15 protein-coding genes are annotated in these 16,319 nt (G+C 71.6%); 4 read left to right on the plus strand and 11 right to left on the minus strand.

The window, feature by feature from the left end:
- Window position 1: 1 nt before the first annotated feature.
- Entirely contained in the window at window positions 2-469 is a 468-nt protein-coding gene (locus C2L59_RS41410; RefSeq protein WP_199199619.1) for a GtrA family protein, read from the minus strand.
- Between the two features lie 161 nt (window positions 470-630).
- On the opposite strand from C2L59_RS41410, the gene C2L59_RS41415 reads away from it, so the two are divergent.
- Together C2L59_RS41415 and C2L59_RS41420 are read left to right on the plus strand one after the other, a co-directional pair.
- Window positions 631-1,965 carry an FAD-binding oxidoreductase gene (locus C2L59_RS41415; RefSeq protein ID WP_199199630.1) on the plus strand — a complete coding sequence of 445 codons (1,335 nt, stop codon included), beginning with the start codon at window positions 631-633 and terminating at the stop codon, window positions 1,963-1,965.
- The gene (locus C2L59_RS41420; protein WP_103355052.1) at window positions 1,962-2,717 is read left to right on the plus strand and encodes a decaprenylphospho-beta-D-erythro-pentofuranosid-2-ulose 2-reductase; all 756 of its coding nucleotides are present in this window, start codon (window positions 1,962-1,964) and stop codon (window positions 2,715-2,717) included. The genes C2L59_RS41415 and C2L59_RS41420 overlap by 4 nt, the downstream gene beginning before the upstream one ends.
- Window positions 2,718-2,858: 141 nt before the next feature.
- On the opposite strand, the gene C2L59_RS41425 is transcribed toward C2L59_RS41420, so the two are convergent.
- From C2L59_RS41425 to glf, 6 genes are all read right to left on the minus strand, one after another.
- A complete protein-coding gene (locus C2L59_RS41425) occupies window positions 2,859-3,296 on the minus strand; it encodes a hypothetical protein (RefSeq protein ID WP_103355053.1) in 438 nt (145 codons plus the stop codon).
- A gap of 15 nt (window positions 3,297-3,311) precedes the next feature.
- Window positions 3,312-4,829 (minus strand): hypothetical protein, encoded by a 1,518-nt coding sequence (locus C2L59_RS41430; RefSeq protein ID WP_103355054.1) that lies wholly within the window; start codon window positions 4,827-4,829, stop codon window positions 3,312-3,314.
- A gap of 68 nt (window positions 4,830-4,897) precedes the next feature.
- Complete coding sequence (locus C2L59_RS41435) at window positions 4,898-5,503, minus strand: hypothetical protein (RefSeq protein ID WP_103355055.1); 606 nt, start codon at window positions 5,501-5,503, stop codon at window positions 4,898-4,900.
- Window positions 5,504-5,613: 110 nt separating this feature from the next.
- Window positions 5,614-6,573: a decaprenyl-phosphate phosphoribosyltransferase gene (locus tag C2L59_RS41440; RefSeq protein WP_103355056.1), complete on the minus strand. Its 960-nt coding sequence runs from the start codon at window positions 6,571-6,573 to the stop codon at window positions 5,614-5,616.
- On the minus strand, window positions 6,570-7,058 hold the full coding sequence (locus C2L59_RS41445) for a phosphatase PAP2 family protein (protein ID WP_199199621.1): 489 nt from the start codon (window positions 7,056-7,058) through the stop codon (window positions 6,570-6,572). The genes C2L59_RS41440 and C2L59_RS41445 overlap by 4 nt, the downstream gene beginning before the upstream one ends.
- A 91-nt stretch (window positions 7,059-7,149) precedes the next feature.
- Window positions 7,150-8,373 carry a UDP-galactopyranose mutase gene (gene glf, locus C2L59_RS41450; protein WP_103355057.1) on the minus strand — a complete coding sequence of 408 codons (1,224 nt, stop codon included), beginning with the start codon at window positions 8,371-8,373 and terminating at the stop codon, window positions 7,150-7,152.
- 79 nt (window positions 8,374-8,452) lie between these two features.
- Between glf and C2L59_RS41455 the strand changes: the two genes are divergently transcribed.
- Window positions 8,453-10,462 (plus strand): DUF6541 family protein, encoded by a 2,010-nt coding sequence (locus C2L59_RS41455; RefSeq protein ID WP_103355058.1) that lies wholly within the window; start codon window positions 8,453-8,455, stop codon window positions 10,460-10,462.
- Between the two features lie 127 nt (window positions 10,463-10,589).
- Here the strand turns inward: C2L59_RS41455 and C2L59_RS41460 are convergent, their stop codons facing one another.
- Window positions 10,590-11,471, minus strand: a complete 882-nt coding sequence (locus C2L59_RS41460) for an LLM class flavin-dependent oxidoreductase (protein WP_103355059.1) — start codon at window positions 11,469-11,471, stop codon at window positions 10,590-10,592.
- A gap of 96 nt (window positions 11,472-11,567) precedes the next feature.
- Here C2L59_RS41460 and C2L59_RS41465 point away from each other — a divergent pair, with 96 nt between their 5' ends.
- A complete protein-coding gene (locus C2L59_RS41465; protein WP_103355060.1) occupies window positions 11,568-12,368 on the plus strand; it encodes an HAD family hydrolase in 801 nt (266 codons plus the stop codon).
- On the opposite strand, the gene C2L59_RS41470 is transcribed toward C2L59_RS41465, so the two are convergent.
- Genes C2L59_RS41470 through C2L59_RS41480 form a run of 3 tightly spaced genes read right to left on the minus strand, consistent with a single transcriptional unit; the run spans window position 12,365 to window position 16,302 of the window.
- Entirely contained in the window at window positions 12,365-13,105 is a 741-nt protein-coding gene (locus C2L59_RS41470) for a 1-acyl-sn-glycerol-3-phosphate acyltransferase (protein WP_103355061.1), read from the minus strand. The genes C2L59_RS41465 and C2L59_RS41470 overlap by 4 nt on opposite strands.
- 9 nt (window positions 13,106-13,114) lie before the next feature.
- Entirely contained in the window at window positions 13,115-14,554 is a 1,440-nt protein-coding gene (locus tag C2L59_RS41475) for a hypothetical protein (RefSeq protein WP_103355062.1), read from the minus strand.
- Window positions 14,551-16,302 carry a hypothetical protein gene (locus tag C2L59_RS41480; RefSeq protein WP_103355063.1) on the minus strand — a complete coding sequence of 584 codons (1,752 nt, stop codon included), beginning with the start codon at window positions 16,300-16,302 and terminating at the stop codon, window positions 14,551-14,553. Before C2L59_RS41480 ends, C2L59_RS41475 begins: the two co-directional genes overlap by 4 nt.
- Window positions 16,303-16,319 lie beyond the last annotated feature (17 nt).

Here is a 16,319-nt window from a genome sequence, read left to right on the forward strand (position 1 = left end):
CTCAGTTCTCCTCAGTCGACGGCTCGCGGAAAACGACCCACTTGAGCATCACGAAATTGATCACGGTGGCGGTGGCCTGCGACACGGCCCAGCACAGTGTGTGCTGCCACGCGGACTCCGGCAGCACGTTCAGCATCAGCTGGTTCACCCCGACCGCGACGAAGAACGTCACGGTGTAGAGCAGGACGAACGAGCCGACCTGCGCCCGGCCGTCGCGGCGCCCGCCGGCGAAGGTGAACTTCCGGTTCAGGAAGAACGCCGTGGTCGTACCCACGACGAAAGAGATAGCGCGGGCGATGTCGACCCACGGTGAGGTGGCCATCCCGGCCACCTGGGTCAGCAGCGTGTAGGTGCCCAGATCGACCAGGGCGCAGAAGCCCCCGATCAGGGCGAAGCGGATGAGCTGGCCCAGCAGTCCAGGGGAAGACTGAGCAGCCGCTGCGTCGGCTTGCGGATCGGTCGCCACCACTGCATTACCTCGATACCTGAGTCACGGTCACCCGCGCGGGCGCTTGTGCCTTGATGCGCAAAGTGTAGAAGCGAGCACTTCAGGGTCACGTTCCGGGCGTGGTTCGGCGTGGCTACCCTGGTCGAGTGACCCACGTACCCAACACACAGCGTCGCACGCTCATGGGCTGGGCGCGGACCGCACCGACCACCGCCGACGTCCTGAGCACGCCGGACGTCGGGACCATAGCGCGGGCCGTCGCACAGGCGGGTGCACGCGGCGTGATCGCCCGCGGCCTCGGCCGGTCCTACGGCGACCCGGCGCAGAACGCCGGCGGCCTGGTCGTCGACATGACCGCGCTGAACCGGATCCACTCGATCGACCCGGACAGTGCGCTGGTCGTCGTCGACGCCGGCGTGAGCCTGGACCAGCTGATGCGCGAGGCGCTGCCGTACGGCCTGTGGGTCCCGGTGCTGCCCGGCACGCGCCAGGTGACCATCGGCGGCGCGATCGCCAACGACATCCACGGCAAGAACCACCACAGCGCGGGCAGCTTCGGCAACCACGTCGTGTCGATGGACCTGATCACCGCGGACGGCCAGGTCCGCACGCTGACCCCGGAGGGCCCGGACGCCGAGCTGTTCTGGGCGACCGTCGCCGGCATCGGCCTGACCGGCATCATCGTCCGCGCGACCATCCGGATGACGAAGACCGAGACCGCGTACTTCCTCGCGGACAACGAGCGCACGGACAACCTCGACGAGACCCTCGAGCTGGTCAGCAACGGTTCCGACGACAACTACACGTACTCGTCGGCGTGGTTCGACACGATCTCCACCGGCTCGAAGCTGGGCCGCGCCGCCTTCGGCCGCGGTTCGCTGGCCAAGCTGGACGAACTGCCGCCGAAGCTGCGGGCGAACCCGCTGAAGTTCGACGCGCCGCAGCTGGCGACGCTGCCGGACGTCTTCCCGAACGGCCTGGCGAACAAGCTGACGTTCGGCGCCATCGGCGAGCTGTACTACCGCAAGACGCCGAAGGCCGCCCGCGGCGTGATCCAGAACCTGACGGCGTTCTACCACCCGCTCGACATGTTCGGCGAGTGGAACCGGGCCTACGGCTCGAAGGGCTTCCTGCAGTACCAGTTCTCGACGCCGCTCAACGCGCACGAGCCGCTGCGGAAGATCGTCCGGAAGATCGCCGAGTCGGGACACGTGTCCTTCCTCAACGTCTTCAAGCGGATGGGCGAGGGCAACGCGGCGCCGCTGTCGTTCCCGCACCCGGGCTGGATGGTCTGCGTCGACTTCCCGATCAAGGACGGCCTGAGCCGGTTCTGCCAGGAGCTCGACGAAGACGTCCTGGAGCTGGGCGGCCGGCTGTACACGGCGAAGGACTCGCGCACCTCGCCCGAGACGTTCGCGAAGATGTACCCGCGGCTCGAAGAGTGGCGCAAGGTGCGCGCGTCCATTGACCCCGAAGGCGTTTTCGCCTCTGACATGAGCCGGAGGCTCGAACTGTGATCGACGCGGTGGGCAACCCCCAGTCCCTGCTCCTGCTCGGCGGCACGTCCGACATCGCGCTGGCGATCGCCGAGAAGTACCTGGCCGAGAAGCCCCTGCGGGTCGTGCTGGCCGCACGCCCCTCGCCGCGGCTCGACGCGGCCGCGCAGCGCCTGAAGGACCGTGGCGCCGAGGTGTCCACGGTGGACTTCGACGCTGCGGACCTGGCCTCGCACCCGGGCGTGCTGGCCAAGGCGTTCGAGGGCGGCGACATCGACGTGGCGGTGGTGGCGTTCGGCCTGCTCGGCGACCCGGAAGAGGTCTGGCAGGACCACGCGAAGGCCGTCGAGCTGGCCACGGTGAACTACACGGCGGCGGTGTCGGTCGGCGTCGCGCTGTCGGAGAAGCTGAAGGCCCAGGGCCACGGCACGGTGATCGCCCTGTCCTCGGTGGCGGGCGAGCGCGTCCGCCGCTCCAACTTCGTGTACGGCTCGACGAAGGCCGGCTTCGACGGCTTCTACCTGGGCCTCGGCGAGGCGCTGGCGCCGTCCGGGGTCAAGGTGACGGTCGTCCGCCCGGGGCACGTGAAGACGAAGATGACCGAGGGGCTGAAGGACGCTCCGCTGGCGCAGACGGCCGAGCAGGTCGCGGAGACGGCGGTCAGCGCGGCTCGCGCGGGCAAGGACCTGGTGTGGGCGCCGGCGCAGTTCCGCTTGGTGATGTCGGCCCTGCGCCACGTGCCGCGGCCGATCTTCCGCAAGCTGCCGATCTGAGTCAGGCTTCGTCGAAGGCCCGGACCGCCCGGTCCGGGTCTTCGACGTAGAACCTCACGACCTGCACGGTCTCGCTCCGGCCCAGCGGCCGGGTCGCTGTGACCGGCCGGCGTAGGACGGCGACGACGTTCGTCTCCCTGTTCAGGCCATCACCAGCTCTTCGCCGCGCCAGACGAGGGTCCGCGCGCTCGAGTGGGTTTCGTTGCGCCGGGTGAGGCTCTCGACGTCGGTGAGCGGTACTCGCAGGTCGAACAGCGCGACGACCCGCAGCCGCAGCTCCCGGGGCGAGAGGGTGTGCGGCCGGGTGATCGTGGTGGCCAGGTAGCCGAGCAGCCACGCGGCGCTGTAGATCTCCGCGACCAGCAGGATCGTCCCGCCGAGCGCGCCGAAGTCGACGAGCAGGAACGCGCCGGTTTCGACGAGCGCGACGGCGAAGAAGACGATGACCATCGGCCGCTGCGGGCCGGCGTAGGGCAGGGCGACACCGTCGGCCGGCACGTCTTTGCGGCCGGCCAGCAGCAGCCCGATGCTCGAGAAGAGCACGGCTTCGTGCCGCAGCAACCGCCGGATGACCCCCATCACCGGCCAGCGTACTCAACCGCCGGCAGCGTGGGCCGGGACCAAGTACAGGTTCTGGCTGCCCATCCACGGCGAATCGATCCGCCAGCTCGCCAGCGCCGCCGCCGGGGGCGTCCGGCGGGTGGTCGCCAGCACCAGGTCCGGGCTGAGCGGGGCCACGCTGTGGTCGAAGTTGTGGAAGTTGGCCTCCAGCAGCGCGCGGCCGAGGTCGCCGCTGAGGCGTTTTGTCTCGCTGATCGCCGGGTCGACCGCGCCTCGGTCGGAAAACTCGTCGACCAGCTCGCAGTCGCACGCATACGCCAGTGCGCCGACCTCGCCCGCCGTCTCGACCTTGCGGCCGTGGGCGATGGCCGCCAGCTCCTGGCCTATTTCGCGGTACTCCGTCGTCGATGCGTGATTGCTCGTGATCGGGGCGAACTGGCGTGGGAGGCCCGGCAGCGCGTACACCGCGACGCTCGCCGCGAGCACCGTGCCCGCCGCCGTCCACGTTCCGCGGCGGATCCGCTCCGGGGCCGCCGCTGCGCAGGCCGCGAGGAAGATCGTGGCGCCGATGATGCTCGGCGCGTAGTACCAGTGGTACGGCGGCACGCCCAGCCGGCTGTAGGCCACGTAGTGCAGGGCACCCGCCGCGGCGAGCGCCGCGAACGGCGTCAGCCGGCGGGCCGTCTCGGAGCCGCGGCGGTACTGGATGATCCAGGCCACCCCCGCCGCGCCCGCGAGCAGCAGCGGCAGGAACGACAGCGTGGCCGCGGCCGGGAAGTTGCGCCAGTACAGCAGCGGGCCGTTGGTGAAGCTGAACGGTCCCCACGACTGCTGGCTGATCTTGATGACGAGCGTGTCCGGCACGGCCGAGCCGAGCACCAGCCAGCTGAACCCGAACCAGGGCAGCGTCACCGCGAGCGCCGCGAAGGCCGTCCGCCAGATGCCGTCCCAGAACTCGCGGCGGGCGGCGAACAGCACCGCGGCGATCAGCAGCAGGTCGATCCGGACCAGCGCGAGCAGCCCGATGACCACCCCCAGCCGTCCCGCGTGCCGCTCCCCCGCGTAGACCAGCGTCCACACGACGCCGGTGGCCCCGAGCGCCACCTCCAGCCCGATCGAGGACAGCAGCAGGGGGTTGACCAGCAGCAACGCGAACGTCAGCGGCGCGAACGCCGCCGGCAGGCCACGACGCTCCCCGAGCCGGCGCAGGCCCAGCACGAGCAGCACCTGCGCGGCGACGAACACGAGCCCGCCGGCGAGCACGGCGTCGCGCACGACGAAAGTGACCGCGCCGAGGGCCAGGACGTTCAGCGGGGACGTCGCGGTGTTCGCCGTCCCCTGTTCGATCAGGCCCCAGTGGCCGTGGAAGGCGAGGTTCTTCGCGTAGGACAGCGTGATGTAGGTGTCATCGATGAGATGGCTGCTGACCAAAGCGAACACCAGTGCGGAGGCCACCGCGGCGCCGGCCGGCAGGGCCCACGAGCGGGCGACGGGGACGGCCATCGGCAGCGCGCGGACGACTTTGGGGAGTTCTGCGGAGGCGCTTCGCATCCCGGACACCGTACCTCGCCCGTGATGCTTTCGTGACCTGAGCGAGGTACGGGTGGCCCAGGCCACAGTCAGATGCCGTCTCCGGAGCCGCCGCCGTTGTTGCCGGAGTTGCCTCGGCCGCCGAAGCCGGGACCGCGGCCGTCGAAGCCCTGGTTGCCGTTCGGCCCGTCGTACTGGCGGTGGCTGCCGGGGCGGCCGTCACGGGGGCCGTGGTGGGTGGCCGCCGCGATCCCGCCGACGATGCCGCCGCCGATCAGCAGGCCGAGCACGCCGACGCCGACCAGCTGCGTGGCGCGGTGGCCGACGAACCGGCGGAACCCGCCGGGCTGCCGCGGAGCAGGCGGACCCCAGGCGGCGTAGGTGTGGCCGGGGCCGGGCTGGGAGAGCTGCGGAGCGGGTGGCGCGGGTGGCGGCGGCTGGCCGTGGACGGCGGTCTGATCGGCCGGTGCCTGCGGGGCAGGGCCGCCCTCACCGGCCGCGGCGGCGGGCTGGCCCGACGCTGCGGTCCCGGCCGCGCCTTGCGCGGCGGCAGGCGCGCTGGGAAGTGCTTGGGTTGCGGCTTCTCCGTGGCCGACCGGTTCCCCCTGCACCACCGTCGGCTGGTCGGCCGGGTGCTCGGCGGTCGGCTGGTCGGCCTCCGCCGGGGGCTTCTCCTCGCGCGGCTGGTCGTTCATCGTCGCTCCTGTGGTCACGGGGACGGGCGCAGTGCCCGCCCCCACCACCTCAGGGTGCGTCGCTCAGCTGTGCGTCACCTGAAACGAACCTGTCGATCCGCCATGAGAACTCACAGGTAGAACGCCAGGAACAGGGTGATCACCCAGGTCGCGCCGAGCACCTGCAGGATGCGGTCCTTGAGCGCGATCTCCTCGGGCTCGCCCGCGATGCCGCCGTCGACGTCCACCGCGTACCGCAGCACCGCCACCACGAACGGGACCATCGAGATCAGCGCCCACACCGAGTTGTGCTCGGTCTGGCGGATCTCGAACGCCCACAGGCAGTACGACATGATCAGGATCGCCGCCGAGGTCGCCCAGACGAACCGCAGGTAGCTGGCCGAATACTTCTTCAGGGACGAGCGGATCTTCGCGCCCGTCCGCTCGAACAGCATGATCTCCGCGTAGCGCTTGCCCGCCACCATGAACAGCGAGCCGAACGCCGTGACCAGCAGGAACCACTGGGACAGCGCGATGCCGCCCGCCACGCCGCCGGCGATCGAACGCATCAGGAAGCCCGACCCGACGATGGCCAGGTCGACCACCGGCTGGTGCTTCAGGCCGAAGCAGTAGCCGAGCTGGACGGCCTCGTAGACCGCCAGCACGATCGCCAGCTGCCAGCTGGCGAGGAACGACACGCCGAGGCCGGCCAGGAAGAACACGACCGCGGCCCCGTACGCGACGGGGACCGGCACGATGCCGGCCGCGATCGGCCGGTTGCGCTTGGTCGGGTGGGCCCGGTCGGCCTCGACGTCGATCGCGTCGTTGATCAGGTAGACCGAGCTCGCCACCAGCGAAAAGGCCACGAAGGCGACGATCGCGTCGAGCAGCAGGCCCGTGCGGTCGGTCGATTTCGAGAACGCGAAGAACGGGGCCGCGAAGACCAGGACGTTCTTCACCCACTGCCGGGGCCGCGCCGTCTTGATGACGCCGCCGACCAGGCCGAACGGCCCACGTGACGCAGTCGGCCCAACAGCCTCGGGCGTCACGGCAGTTTCGTCGCTGTTGCGCTGCTCGGTCGTTTCACTCATCGGCTCTTCTTCAGCTTCCGTCGTATCAGACCACCGACGAGCCCCCCGAGAGCTGCACCGGCCAGAACGTCTGTCGGATAGTGAACGCCGAGCACGAGCCTCGAGGCCAGCATCGGCGGTACCAGGGCGGGCACCAGGTTACGCCCGGTCAATCCGGAGTAGAGCACCGCCGCCGCCGTCGTGGACGTCGCGTGCGACGACGGGAAGCTCAGCTTGCTCGGCGTGCCGACCAGGACCTCCACGCTCGGGTGGTCCGGTCGCGGCCGCCTGACCACGCGTTTCACCGCGATCGACGCCGCGTGCGCACCGACGACGCCGGCCGACGCGACGAGCCAGTCCTTGCGCCGCTCCTTGTCGACCACGGCCCCGAGCAGGCCCAGGCCGAACCAGCCGAGCGCGTGTTCGCCGAAGTGCGACATGCCGCGCGCAGCCTTCACCGAAGCTTCACTCTTCAGAAAGCCCTGCGCCTTCGCCAGGACTGCCACCTCTCCGGTACCAGCGGCAGTTGGGGGGTCCAGGGGGGCTTGCCCCCCGGCCGGGGTCCGGGGCTCGGCCCCGGAAGGCACTGTGCTCTTCTCAAGCATCGAGGGACCCGTCGAGCGGCGCGCCGTCGGTCAGGTGCGGGGCGATCTTGTTGTCGAACGCCGACAGCGCCGAGCCGATGGCCATGTGCATGTCGAGGTACTTGTACGTGCCCAGCCGGCCGCCGAACAGCACGTTCTTCTCGCGCGCCTCGGTCTTGGCCAGCTCGCGGTAGGCCTCGAGCTTCTCGCGGTTGTCCGGGGTGTTGATCGGGTAGTACGGCTCGTCGTTCTCGCCCGCGAAGCGCGAGTACTCGCGGAAGATGACCGTCTTGTCCTTCGGGTAGTCCCGCTCCGGGTGGAAGTGGCGGAACTCGATGATCCGGGTGTACGGGACTTCCTGGTCGTTGTAGTTGACGACCGAGGTGCCCTGGAAGTCGCCGGTCTCCGCGACCTCGGACTCGAAGTCGACGGTGCGCCAGGTGAACTTGCCCGCCGAGTAGCCGAAGTAGCGGTCCAGCGGCCCGGTGTAGACGGTCGGGGTGCCGGCCGGGATGTGCTCGCGCACGTCGAAGTAGTCGACGTTGAGCCGGATCTCGATGTTCTCGTGCTCGGCCATCTTCTCGAGCCACGCGGTGTACCCGTTGACGGGCAGGCCCTCGTAGGTGTCGTTGAAGTACCGGTTGTCGAAGTTGTACCGGACCGGCAGGCGCGTGATGATGTTCTCGCCGAGGTTCTTGGGGTCGTTCTCCCACTGCTTCGCGGTGTACCCGCGGATGAACGCCTCGTAGAGGGGACGGCCGACCAGCGAGATGGCCTTCTCCTCCAGGTTCTGCGCGGCGGAGGTCTCGAACTCGGACGCCTGCTTCGCGATGAGCTCGCGCGCTTCGTCCGGGGTGTGCGCCTTGCCGAAGAACTGGTTGATCAGGCCCAGGTTCATCGGGAACGAGTAGACCTGGTCCTTGACCCGCGCGAACACGCGGTGCTGGTAGCCGGTGAACTCGGTGAAGCGGTTCACGTACTCCCAGACGCGCTTGTTCGAGGTGTGGAACAGGTGCGCGCCGTACTTGTGCACCTCGATCCCGGTCTCCGGGTCGGGCTCCGAGTAGGCGTTGCCGCCGAGGTGGCTGCGCCGCTCTAGGACGAGGACCTTCTTGCCCAGCTCGGCCGCGGCCCGTTCGGCGACGGTCAGGCCGAAGAAACCGGACCCGACGACGATGAGGTCGTAACCTGCGAAATCGTCTTCAGTAATCTTGGCGGGGTTCGTGTGCGCGCTCACGGGCGTCGAGGGTACGGGGGCCGCTGACCCGGCTCGCACCCGACTATCACATTTCGGCCTACGACACACCTGGAAAGCAGTGCCTGCACCCGAGGACTTCTGGAGCTACTTCGGCGCGGTGGCCACCTACCTGGCCGTGCTGGCGGTCCCCGGCGGGGTCGTCGGCTGGGCCGCCGGCCTGCGCGGCTGGGCCCTGGCCGGCCTCGCGCCGCTGCTCAGCTACGCCATCACCGGCCTCGCCGGGCCCTGGCTGGCCATCGCGCACGTCCCGTACGGCTCGCTCAGCGTCGCCGCGGTCACCCTGCTGCTCGCCGCCGTGCTCTACGGCCTGCGCCGCCTGGCCACGGCACGCGGCTGGCTCACGCCGGGCGTCGAGGAGCCGGCGGTGCCGTGGACGCGGCGGGCGCACCTGGCCGTCGGGGCCTGCGTGGCGACCGCCGTCGCCGTGTCGATCGCCGTGGTCGTCTCCGGCCGCGGCGGGACGACCGCGGTGTTCCAGCGCTGGGACACCGTGTTCCACGCGAACGGCATCCGCTACATCGCCGAGACCGGCGACGGCTCCCTGACCGGCATGGGCACCATCAACTGGTACCCCGGCGGCTCCTTCTACCCGAACGCCTACCACCTGGTCGGCGCCCTGGTCTACGAGCTGTCCGGGACGTCGGTCCCGGTCACCCTCAACGCGGTCACGATGCCGATCGCCGGGCTGTTCGCGCTGGCCATGGCCGCGTTGGTCCGCCAGCTCGGCGGCCGCGCGGTGTTCGCCGGCAGCGCCGCGCTGGTCGCCGGCGGGGCCACGACCGGGGCCTACGAATCCGTGTCGAGCGGCCTGCTGCCGTTCGCGCTCGGCATCGTGCTGACGCCGCTGGCGGTGATCGGGCTGCAGCGGTTCCTCGCGCGGCCGGGCGTCGACACCGGCGCGGTGCTGGCGCTGAGCGCGACCGGCCTGCTCGCCGCCCACTCGAGCGCGCTGTTCGGGGCCATCCTGTTCGCGTTCCCGCTGGTGGTGCAGCGCTGGTACCGGGCGGTGCGCGGCCGCCGCGTCGACGGCGTCCCGGAGGGCAGGCGCGCCTGGCGGGTCGCCGGTGGCGACGTCCTGCGGATGGTGCCGGTGATGGTGGCCGCCGGGGTGCTGGCTGCGCCGATGATCCTCGGCGCGATCGGCTTCACGTCCGGTTCGTACCCGTACCACGCCTGGGGCTCGCACATGCCGGTGTGGAAGGCGCTGGCCATGCTGGCGACGTTCAAGCAGGTGCTGCCGGTGCCGCAGATCTGGCTGACGGTGTTCCTCGCGATCGGTGTCTTCACGCTGGTCGCGCTGCGGCGGATGCGCTGGCTGGTGCTCTCGGCGCTCGGGCTGTCCGCGCTGTTCGTGGTCGTCGCGTGCTTCGGCGGCGAAGACTGGGTCATCGCCCTGTCGCGGCCCTGGTGGAACGACCGGTTCCGGCTGATGGCGCTGGCGTCGATCCCGCTGTGCCTGCTCGCCGCGCACGGCATGAGCGAAACGCAGCGGTGGCTGGCGAAGCTCGCGAGCGGCCGCGCCTGGGTGCGCGCGCGGCCGTGGCTCACCGGCCGGGTCGGGCTGGCCACGGCGGTGCTGCTGGTGGTCGCGATGGGCGTGCTGACCGGCGGGTTCTACCGCGCGGCCAACGCCAAGACGGTGTCGCTGCTCTACTACAACGGCCTGCCCGGTGAGGTGGTCCCGCCGGTCAGCCAGGACGAGATCGACGCGATGGACCGCCTCGGCACGCTCGGCATCCCCGCCGACCAGAAAGTGCTCAACGACCGGCTCGACGGCACGGCCTGGATGTACGCCCTGACCGGGGTGCACCCGGTGGCCGGCCACTACGACGCCGGTGTGGCCCCGCCGGACGCGCTCTACCTGGCCCAGCACTTCGCCGACTACGACACCGACCCGCAGGTGCGCGCGGCCGTCGGGCGGCTGAAGATCCACTACGTGCTGATCGGCAGCGGCACCATCCGCCGGGACACGCCCATCGCGCGCGGCCTGCAGCACCTGGACGGGCACGACTTCCTCAGCGTCGTCTACCGGAACCCGGGCGCGGTCATCTACCGGATCGTGAAGTAGAACGCCCTCGTGGCCGCGGCGCCCCACCGCGGCCACGAGGGCCCCCGCACCCCCGGGGCGTCTGCAAGTACCGACGCCCGAGGGACGGCAATCGGTTTCCCGATCACCTCGATGCCACTCGATCGGACTAGCGCAGCTCCGGCAGGACGTCGCTCGCCACCTGCTCCAGCACGGCTTCGCGACCCTCGTACGGCGACGATGACCGCGGCCAGTGCGAGATGACGTCGGTGAACCCGAGCTCCTTCGCCCGGCCCACGGCGTCGCGGAACGCCTCCACGCTGCTCAGCGAGAACACCGGGGACGCATCCAGGCTCAGGTGCCGCTGGATGCTCGCCCGGTCGCGGCCCACCGCGTCCAGCCGCCGGTCGAAAAGCTCGGTGAGCTCCCTGATGCCGGCCCACCACTCGCCGGCCGTCGCGCCGCCCTTGCCGGTCGTGACCCAGCCCGCGCCGAAGCGCGCGGCGAGGGTCATCGTGCGCGGCCCGTTCGCCGCGACGACGAAGGGCAGCCGCGGCCGCTGGACCGGGCCCGGCAGGTTGCGGGCCTCGCGAGCGCGGTAGTACTCGCCGTCGAAGTCGAACTTGTCGGTCATCAGCAGCCCGTCGAGCGCCTCGACGAACTCGGTGAAGCGGTCCGCGCGCTGCTTCGGCGTCAGCTCGGGTGCGCCGAGCACCGCGCCGTCGTAGTGGAGGTGGTCGACGCCCGCGCCGACGCCGAGGACGAGCCGGCCGTCCGAGATGTCGTCGAGGGTGTTCAGTTCGCGCATGAAGGGCACGGGGTGGCGGGCGACCGGGGACGCCACGAACGTGCCGAGCCGGATGCGGGACGTCACCGTCGCCGCGGCGGTCAGGGTCGGGATCGCGGAGAACCACGGGCCGTCGACCAGGTTGCGCCAGCCCAGGTGGTCATAGGTCCAGGCGTGGTCGAAGCCGTACTCCTCGGCGGCCCGCCACTTCGGCTCGGCGGCCCACCAACGATCTTCAGGGAGAATGACGATGCCTACTCGCACACCGCCGGACGTTATCGGCTGCCACCGACAGTCGCACGGACGGGCAAGCCTTCCCCCGAACGAGTCAGGGACAATGGCCGGGTGGAGAGACCCCAGTTGATCGCGTCCGACGTCGACGGCACCCTGCTCGGCCCCTCCGAATCCCTCACCGGCCGCACGATCGCGGCCGTGCGCCGGGCGATCGAGGCGGGGGTGCCCTTCGTGCTGGCCACCGGCCGGCCGCCGCGGTGGATCGCGCCCGTGGCCGGCCCCCTCGAGCTGACCGGGTACGCGGTGTGCGCGAACGGCGCCGTCCTGTACGACTGCGCCCGCGAGGAGGTCGTCGCGGTGCACGGCCTGCTGCGGCCCGAGCTGCTGCACGACATCGCGCACGCGCTCGACAAGGCCCTGCCCGGCTGCCGGCTGGCCACCGAGCGCGTCGGCACCGGCGCGGTCGACCACGACATGCGCAACTTCGTGATCGAGCCGGACTACCACAACCCGTGGGGCGACGGCGAAGGCCGCACCGGGCCGCGCGCCGAGGTCCTCGGGCACCCGGCGATCAAGCTGCTGGTCAGCCACCGCGGGATGTCGTCCCAGGAGATGGCGGACGCGGTGAACGCGCTGTTCGACCGGGACGTCGACGTCACCTACTCGTCGTCCGGCGGCCTGGTGGAGCTGTCCGCACACGGCATCACCAAGGCGACCGGCCTGGCCGACGTCGCCGAGCGGCTGGACGTCGAACCCGGGCAGGTCATCGCCTTCGGGGACATGCCCAACGACGTCGAGATGCTCCGCTGGGCGGGCCACGGCGTCGCGATGCAGAACGGGCACCCGAAGCTGCTCGAGGTGGCCGACGAGGTCACCGGGCCGGCCGGCGAGGACGGTGTCGCGCAGGTCCTCGAGCGCTGGTTCTAGCCGGCATCGGGACGGCGGTCGAGCTCGGCCGCTTCGGCCGGGCTCGGCGCCGTGCCGCCCAGGTGGGCGGGCAGCCACCAGCGTTCCTCGTCGGACGCCGGCCGGTCGGGGTACTCGGCCTGGGCGCGGTCGAGCAGCGCGCTCATCCGGGTGCGCAGCTCCTTCGTGACGACGTCCCAGTCGTCGCCCTTCGCCGGGTGCATCGGCTCGCCGATGAGGATCGAGACCGGCACGTGGCGGCGGGTCAGGTCCTTCGGCCGGCCCTTCGTCCAGAGCCGCTGGGTGCCCCACAGCGCCATCGGCACGACCGGGACGCCGGCCGCCGCGGCCATCCGGACGGCGCCGGACTTGATCTCCTTGACGGTGAACGACCGGCTGATCGTGGCCTCGGGAAAGACACCCACGACCTCGCCGGCCTGCAGCTTCCCGAGGGCCTCGCGGTAGGAGCCCAGGCCGGCGGAGCGGTCGACGGAAATGTGGTGCATCCCGCGCATCAGCGGCCCGGCGATCCGGTTGTCGAAGATCTCCTTCTTCGCCATGAACCGCGTCAGCCGCTTGGCCGGGCGCGCGCCGAGGCCGCAGAAGATGAAGTCCAGGTAGCTGATGTGGTTGCACGCGATCACCGCGCCGCCGCGACGCGGGATGTGCTCCGCGCCGTCGATCCGGATGCGGTTGTCGAGTACCCGGAACATCGTCCGGGCCGCCGCGATCACGGGCGGGTAAACCAGGTCAGCCATCCGGCAAGGTTACGGGAGCGTAGGTTCGGAGCGGCGGATCAGCGAGGGAGAACACAATACGAGGGCGAGCAGGATCGCGAACAGCGCGACGGACTGGTGCTTGGTGCCCTCGATGCCGTCGCCGAGCGCCGCGGTGCCGAACTGCGTCACCGAGACGGTGAACAGGAACGCCAGCGTGACGCCGAGTGCGGTCCGCCGCCACAACCACGTCCTGGCCAGGACGAACAGCCAGATCGGCACCAGCGCGAAGAGCCCGAGCGGGGCGATCAGGCCGGTCAGCCACGACACCACCGGCACCCGGTGTTCCTGCGCGTGCGGCAGGTACCCGGCGCTCTCGTCGAAGCTGCCGAGGTAGTCCGGCCGGGCCGTGAGCTGGTCGGTCGCGGCGCGGTCGAGCACCTCCAGGGTCCGGCCCGGGTGGCTCGCGAAGTACGTCACGACGTTCCGACGGCTCATCCGGTCGCGGTACTGCGGGTAGAGCGGGTCCATCGTCGCCGGGTGCAGGTGCCACCAGCCGTTGCCCGCGTACTGCGCGAACGACGGCGGCAGCCCGAGCTCGGCCAGGTCGGCTCGGGTGTCGTGCCGGCCGTCGACGATGTTGAGGAAGATCGAGTTGAAGACGTTGATCTCGCGGGAGTCGTCGCCGGGCCGCGCGGCGAGGGTGCCGTCGGGCGCTCGCGCGGGCTCGACGCTCTGCTGCGCGTACAGCGTGACGGCGCCGAGCGCACCGATGACCAGCGCGGCCAACGCCCACCGCCGCACGCCCCGCAGCGCGCCCGGCCGGACGAGCAGGATGGCCACGGCGAGGATCGGCAGGATGGTCAGCGTCTGGACCTTGGCGTTGACCAGCAGGACACCGCCCACGAACGTCACGGCCATGCCTGCGTAGCTCCACCGGCCCTCGCGGGCGGTCAGCAGCAGGCCGCCGACGGCGAGGAGCAGGCCGAGGAAGGCCGCGCCTTCGCCGAGCACCGCGGCGAAGTAGCCGAAGAACGCCGAATCCGCGACGACCAGCAGCAGCCCGGCCGCCGCGAACAGCCGGGTCCGGCGCGGCTGCGGCAGGCCGAGCACGATCGCGGTGACCGCGGCCGCGGCGATGACGCTGCTGAGCAGGCCCAGCACGACGAGGCTGAGCGTGGCGTGCAGGCCGAGCAGCCGGCCGAGCCGGACGGCCAGGTCCGCGAGCCAGCTCTGGGTGAGCAGGTACGTCGGCCGGCACGGCACCGCGCCGGGGTCCGCGGTGTAGGTCAGGTGGATGAACGGCTCGGGCCCGCCGTGCCAGGTGAGGCCCGCGCCGCACAGCACGCGGGCGCCGTCACCGTTGTTGGACATCGCGATCGGGCGCGGCACCAGGAACCGCACCACGAACAGCGCGAGCGACGCGCCGAACACCCCGAGCCCGAGCCGCGCCTCGGCGCCCAGCTGCCGTCCCGGGACCTCGAGCTTCACGAAGGACAGGGTACGTAGCGGAAGTCCGGACCCTTGTCGAGGTCGGCCACCAGGGACTTCGCCTCTTCCGCGCGCGGGTACACCGAGACCCAGTACGGCGTGCCGACGCGGCGGAAGGTCGCGACCTGGTACCTGCCCGCGTATACCGGGTCGATCGCGCAGTGCTGGCGGTCGCCGAACCCGACGTCCGGCACGGCGACGGCCGGGCGGCGGCCGTTGACCACGTAGTCGTAGTCGGTCGCGACGCCGCCGTCGTGCCGGCCGTCGCGGGCGATGTGGTCGTCGGTGCGGCCGAAGACGTCCACGATGAGCAGCTGCCCGCTCTGGGCGGCGAGCGCGCCCGGCGCGGCGGCGCTGACCACCGACCCGGGCGGCAGGTAGCCGCCGAGCCAGCCGCCGATCTCGGCGAGCTCGGTGCCGTGCGCGCGCCAGTCGCGCACGCGGTCGAGCATCTCGGGGCTGAACACCGAGACGAGCACGGCGATGCCGGCCAGCCCGCAGGCGGTCACCGGGACCAGCCGCGTTCCGGCGGGCCACGCCTTCGGCCGCGGCGACGGCTTCCCGGCGACGTCCACGGTGAGCACGCCGTAGGTGGCCAGCGCCGCGACGGCGAGCAACGGCGGCAGCGGGGCCAGCAGCCGCCACGACGGACCGGGGTCACCGCCGATCAGCACCGCCGCGGCGGCGAGCCCGACGGCCGTGGCGAACAGCAGCCCGAGCAGTGCCCGGGCCTCGGTGGCCATGGCCACCGGGGCGTCGCCCCGAGCCGGCGGCGGCGCTGCTGCGCCGACCGTGCCTTCGCGCCGGGCGGGCGGCTCGGTCACCCGGGACGCCGGTTCGGGGCGGCGCAGCAGCAGCGCCACCGCGGCGACCAGGCCGAGCAGCAGGAAACCCTGGTGCGCCAGTGCGAACCCGGACAGGTACGGCCAGCCGGCGGCGACCCGCGAACCGAACGGCCCGCCGAGCTTCGCGGCCAGCGGCGCCGGGAGGAAGTGCTGGTAGAACGTCGCTCGCCAGGCCAGCCGCGGGATCAGGAACACCAGCGCGCCGAGCAGGTAACCGACCGGCGCCCACCAGGTGTGCCGGCGCTTCCGGGCCGCGCCGACGAGCCACAGGCCGGCCAGCGCCGCGACCACCAAGCCCTCCGGGCTGGTCATCACGGCGAAGGCGACGAGCACCCCGGCGACCACCGGGCGCCGCGCGGCGAGCGAGTACCCGACGGCGAGGACGAGCAGCACGAACAGCGGCACTTCCGAGCCCGACCCGCCGTAGACGGCGAGGCCGCCGGCGCTCGCGGTCAGCACCGCCGCGGCCACCCCGATCGCGGGCCGCGGCTCGGCGCCGACCGGGGCGGCCGCGACGACGATCCGGTTGACCAGGAAGCAGGAGATGAGCACGCAGGCCAGCGTGGCGGCGACGCCGAACACGACGGCCGCGGTGCGCACGTCGGCGCCGAACGCGGCCCGCGGGAGGGCGATCAGCACCAGCCACAGGAAGTTCGTGTACCCCTCGACGCGTTCACCGGGGTTGAAGACCGGGCCGTTGCCGTCGGCGATGTTCTGCGCGTACCGGAACGTGACGAGCGCGTCCTCGGTGACGGTCGCGAACAGCAGCTGGTGGAGCAGCGAAAGGCCGAGCGTGAGGGTGAGGACGAACCCGCGCCAGCCGCGGTCGGTGTCGAGGCGGCGCCAGGTCAGCACCACGATCGCGGCGACGACGAACCACGCCACCACGACCGCGTAGACCACCCGGCCCCCTCACGTCG

The sequence above is a fragment of the Amycolatopsis sp. CA-128772 genome, from assembly GCF_002904295.1.
GTDB lineage: Bacteria > Actinomycetota > Actinomycetes > Mycobacteriales > Pseudonocardiaceae > Amycolatopsis.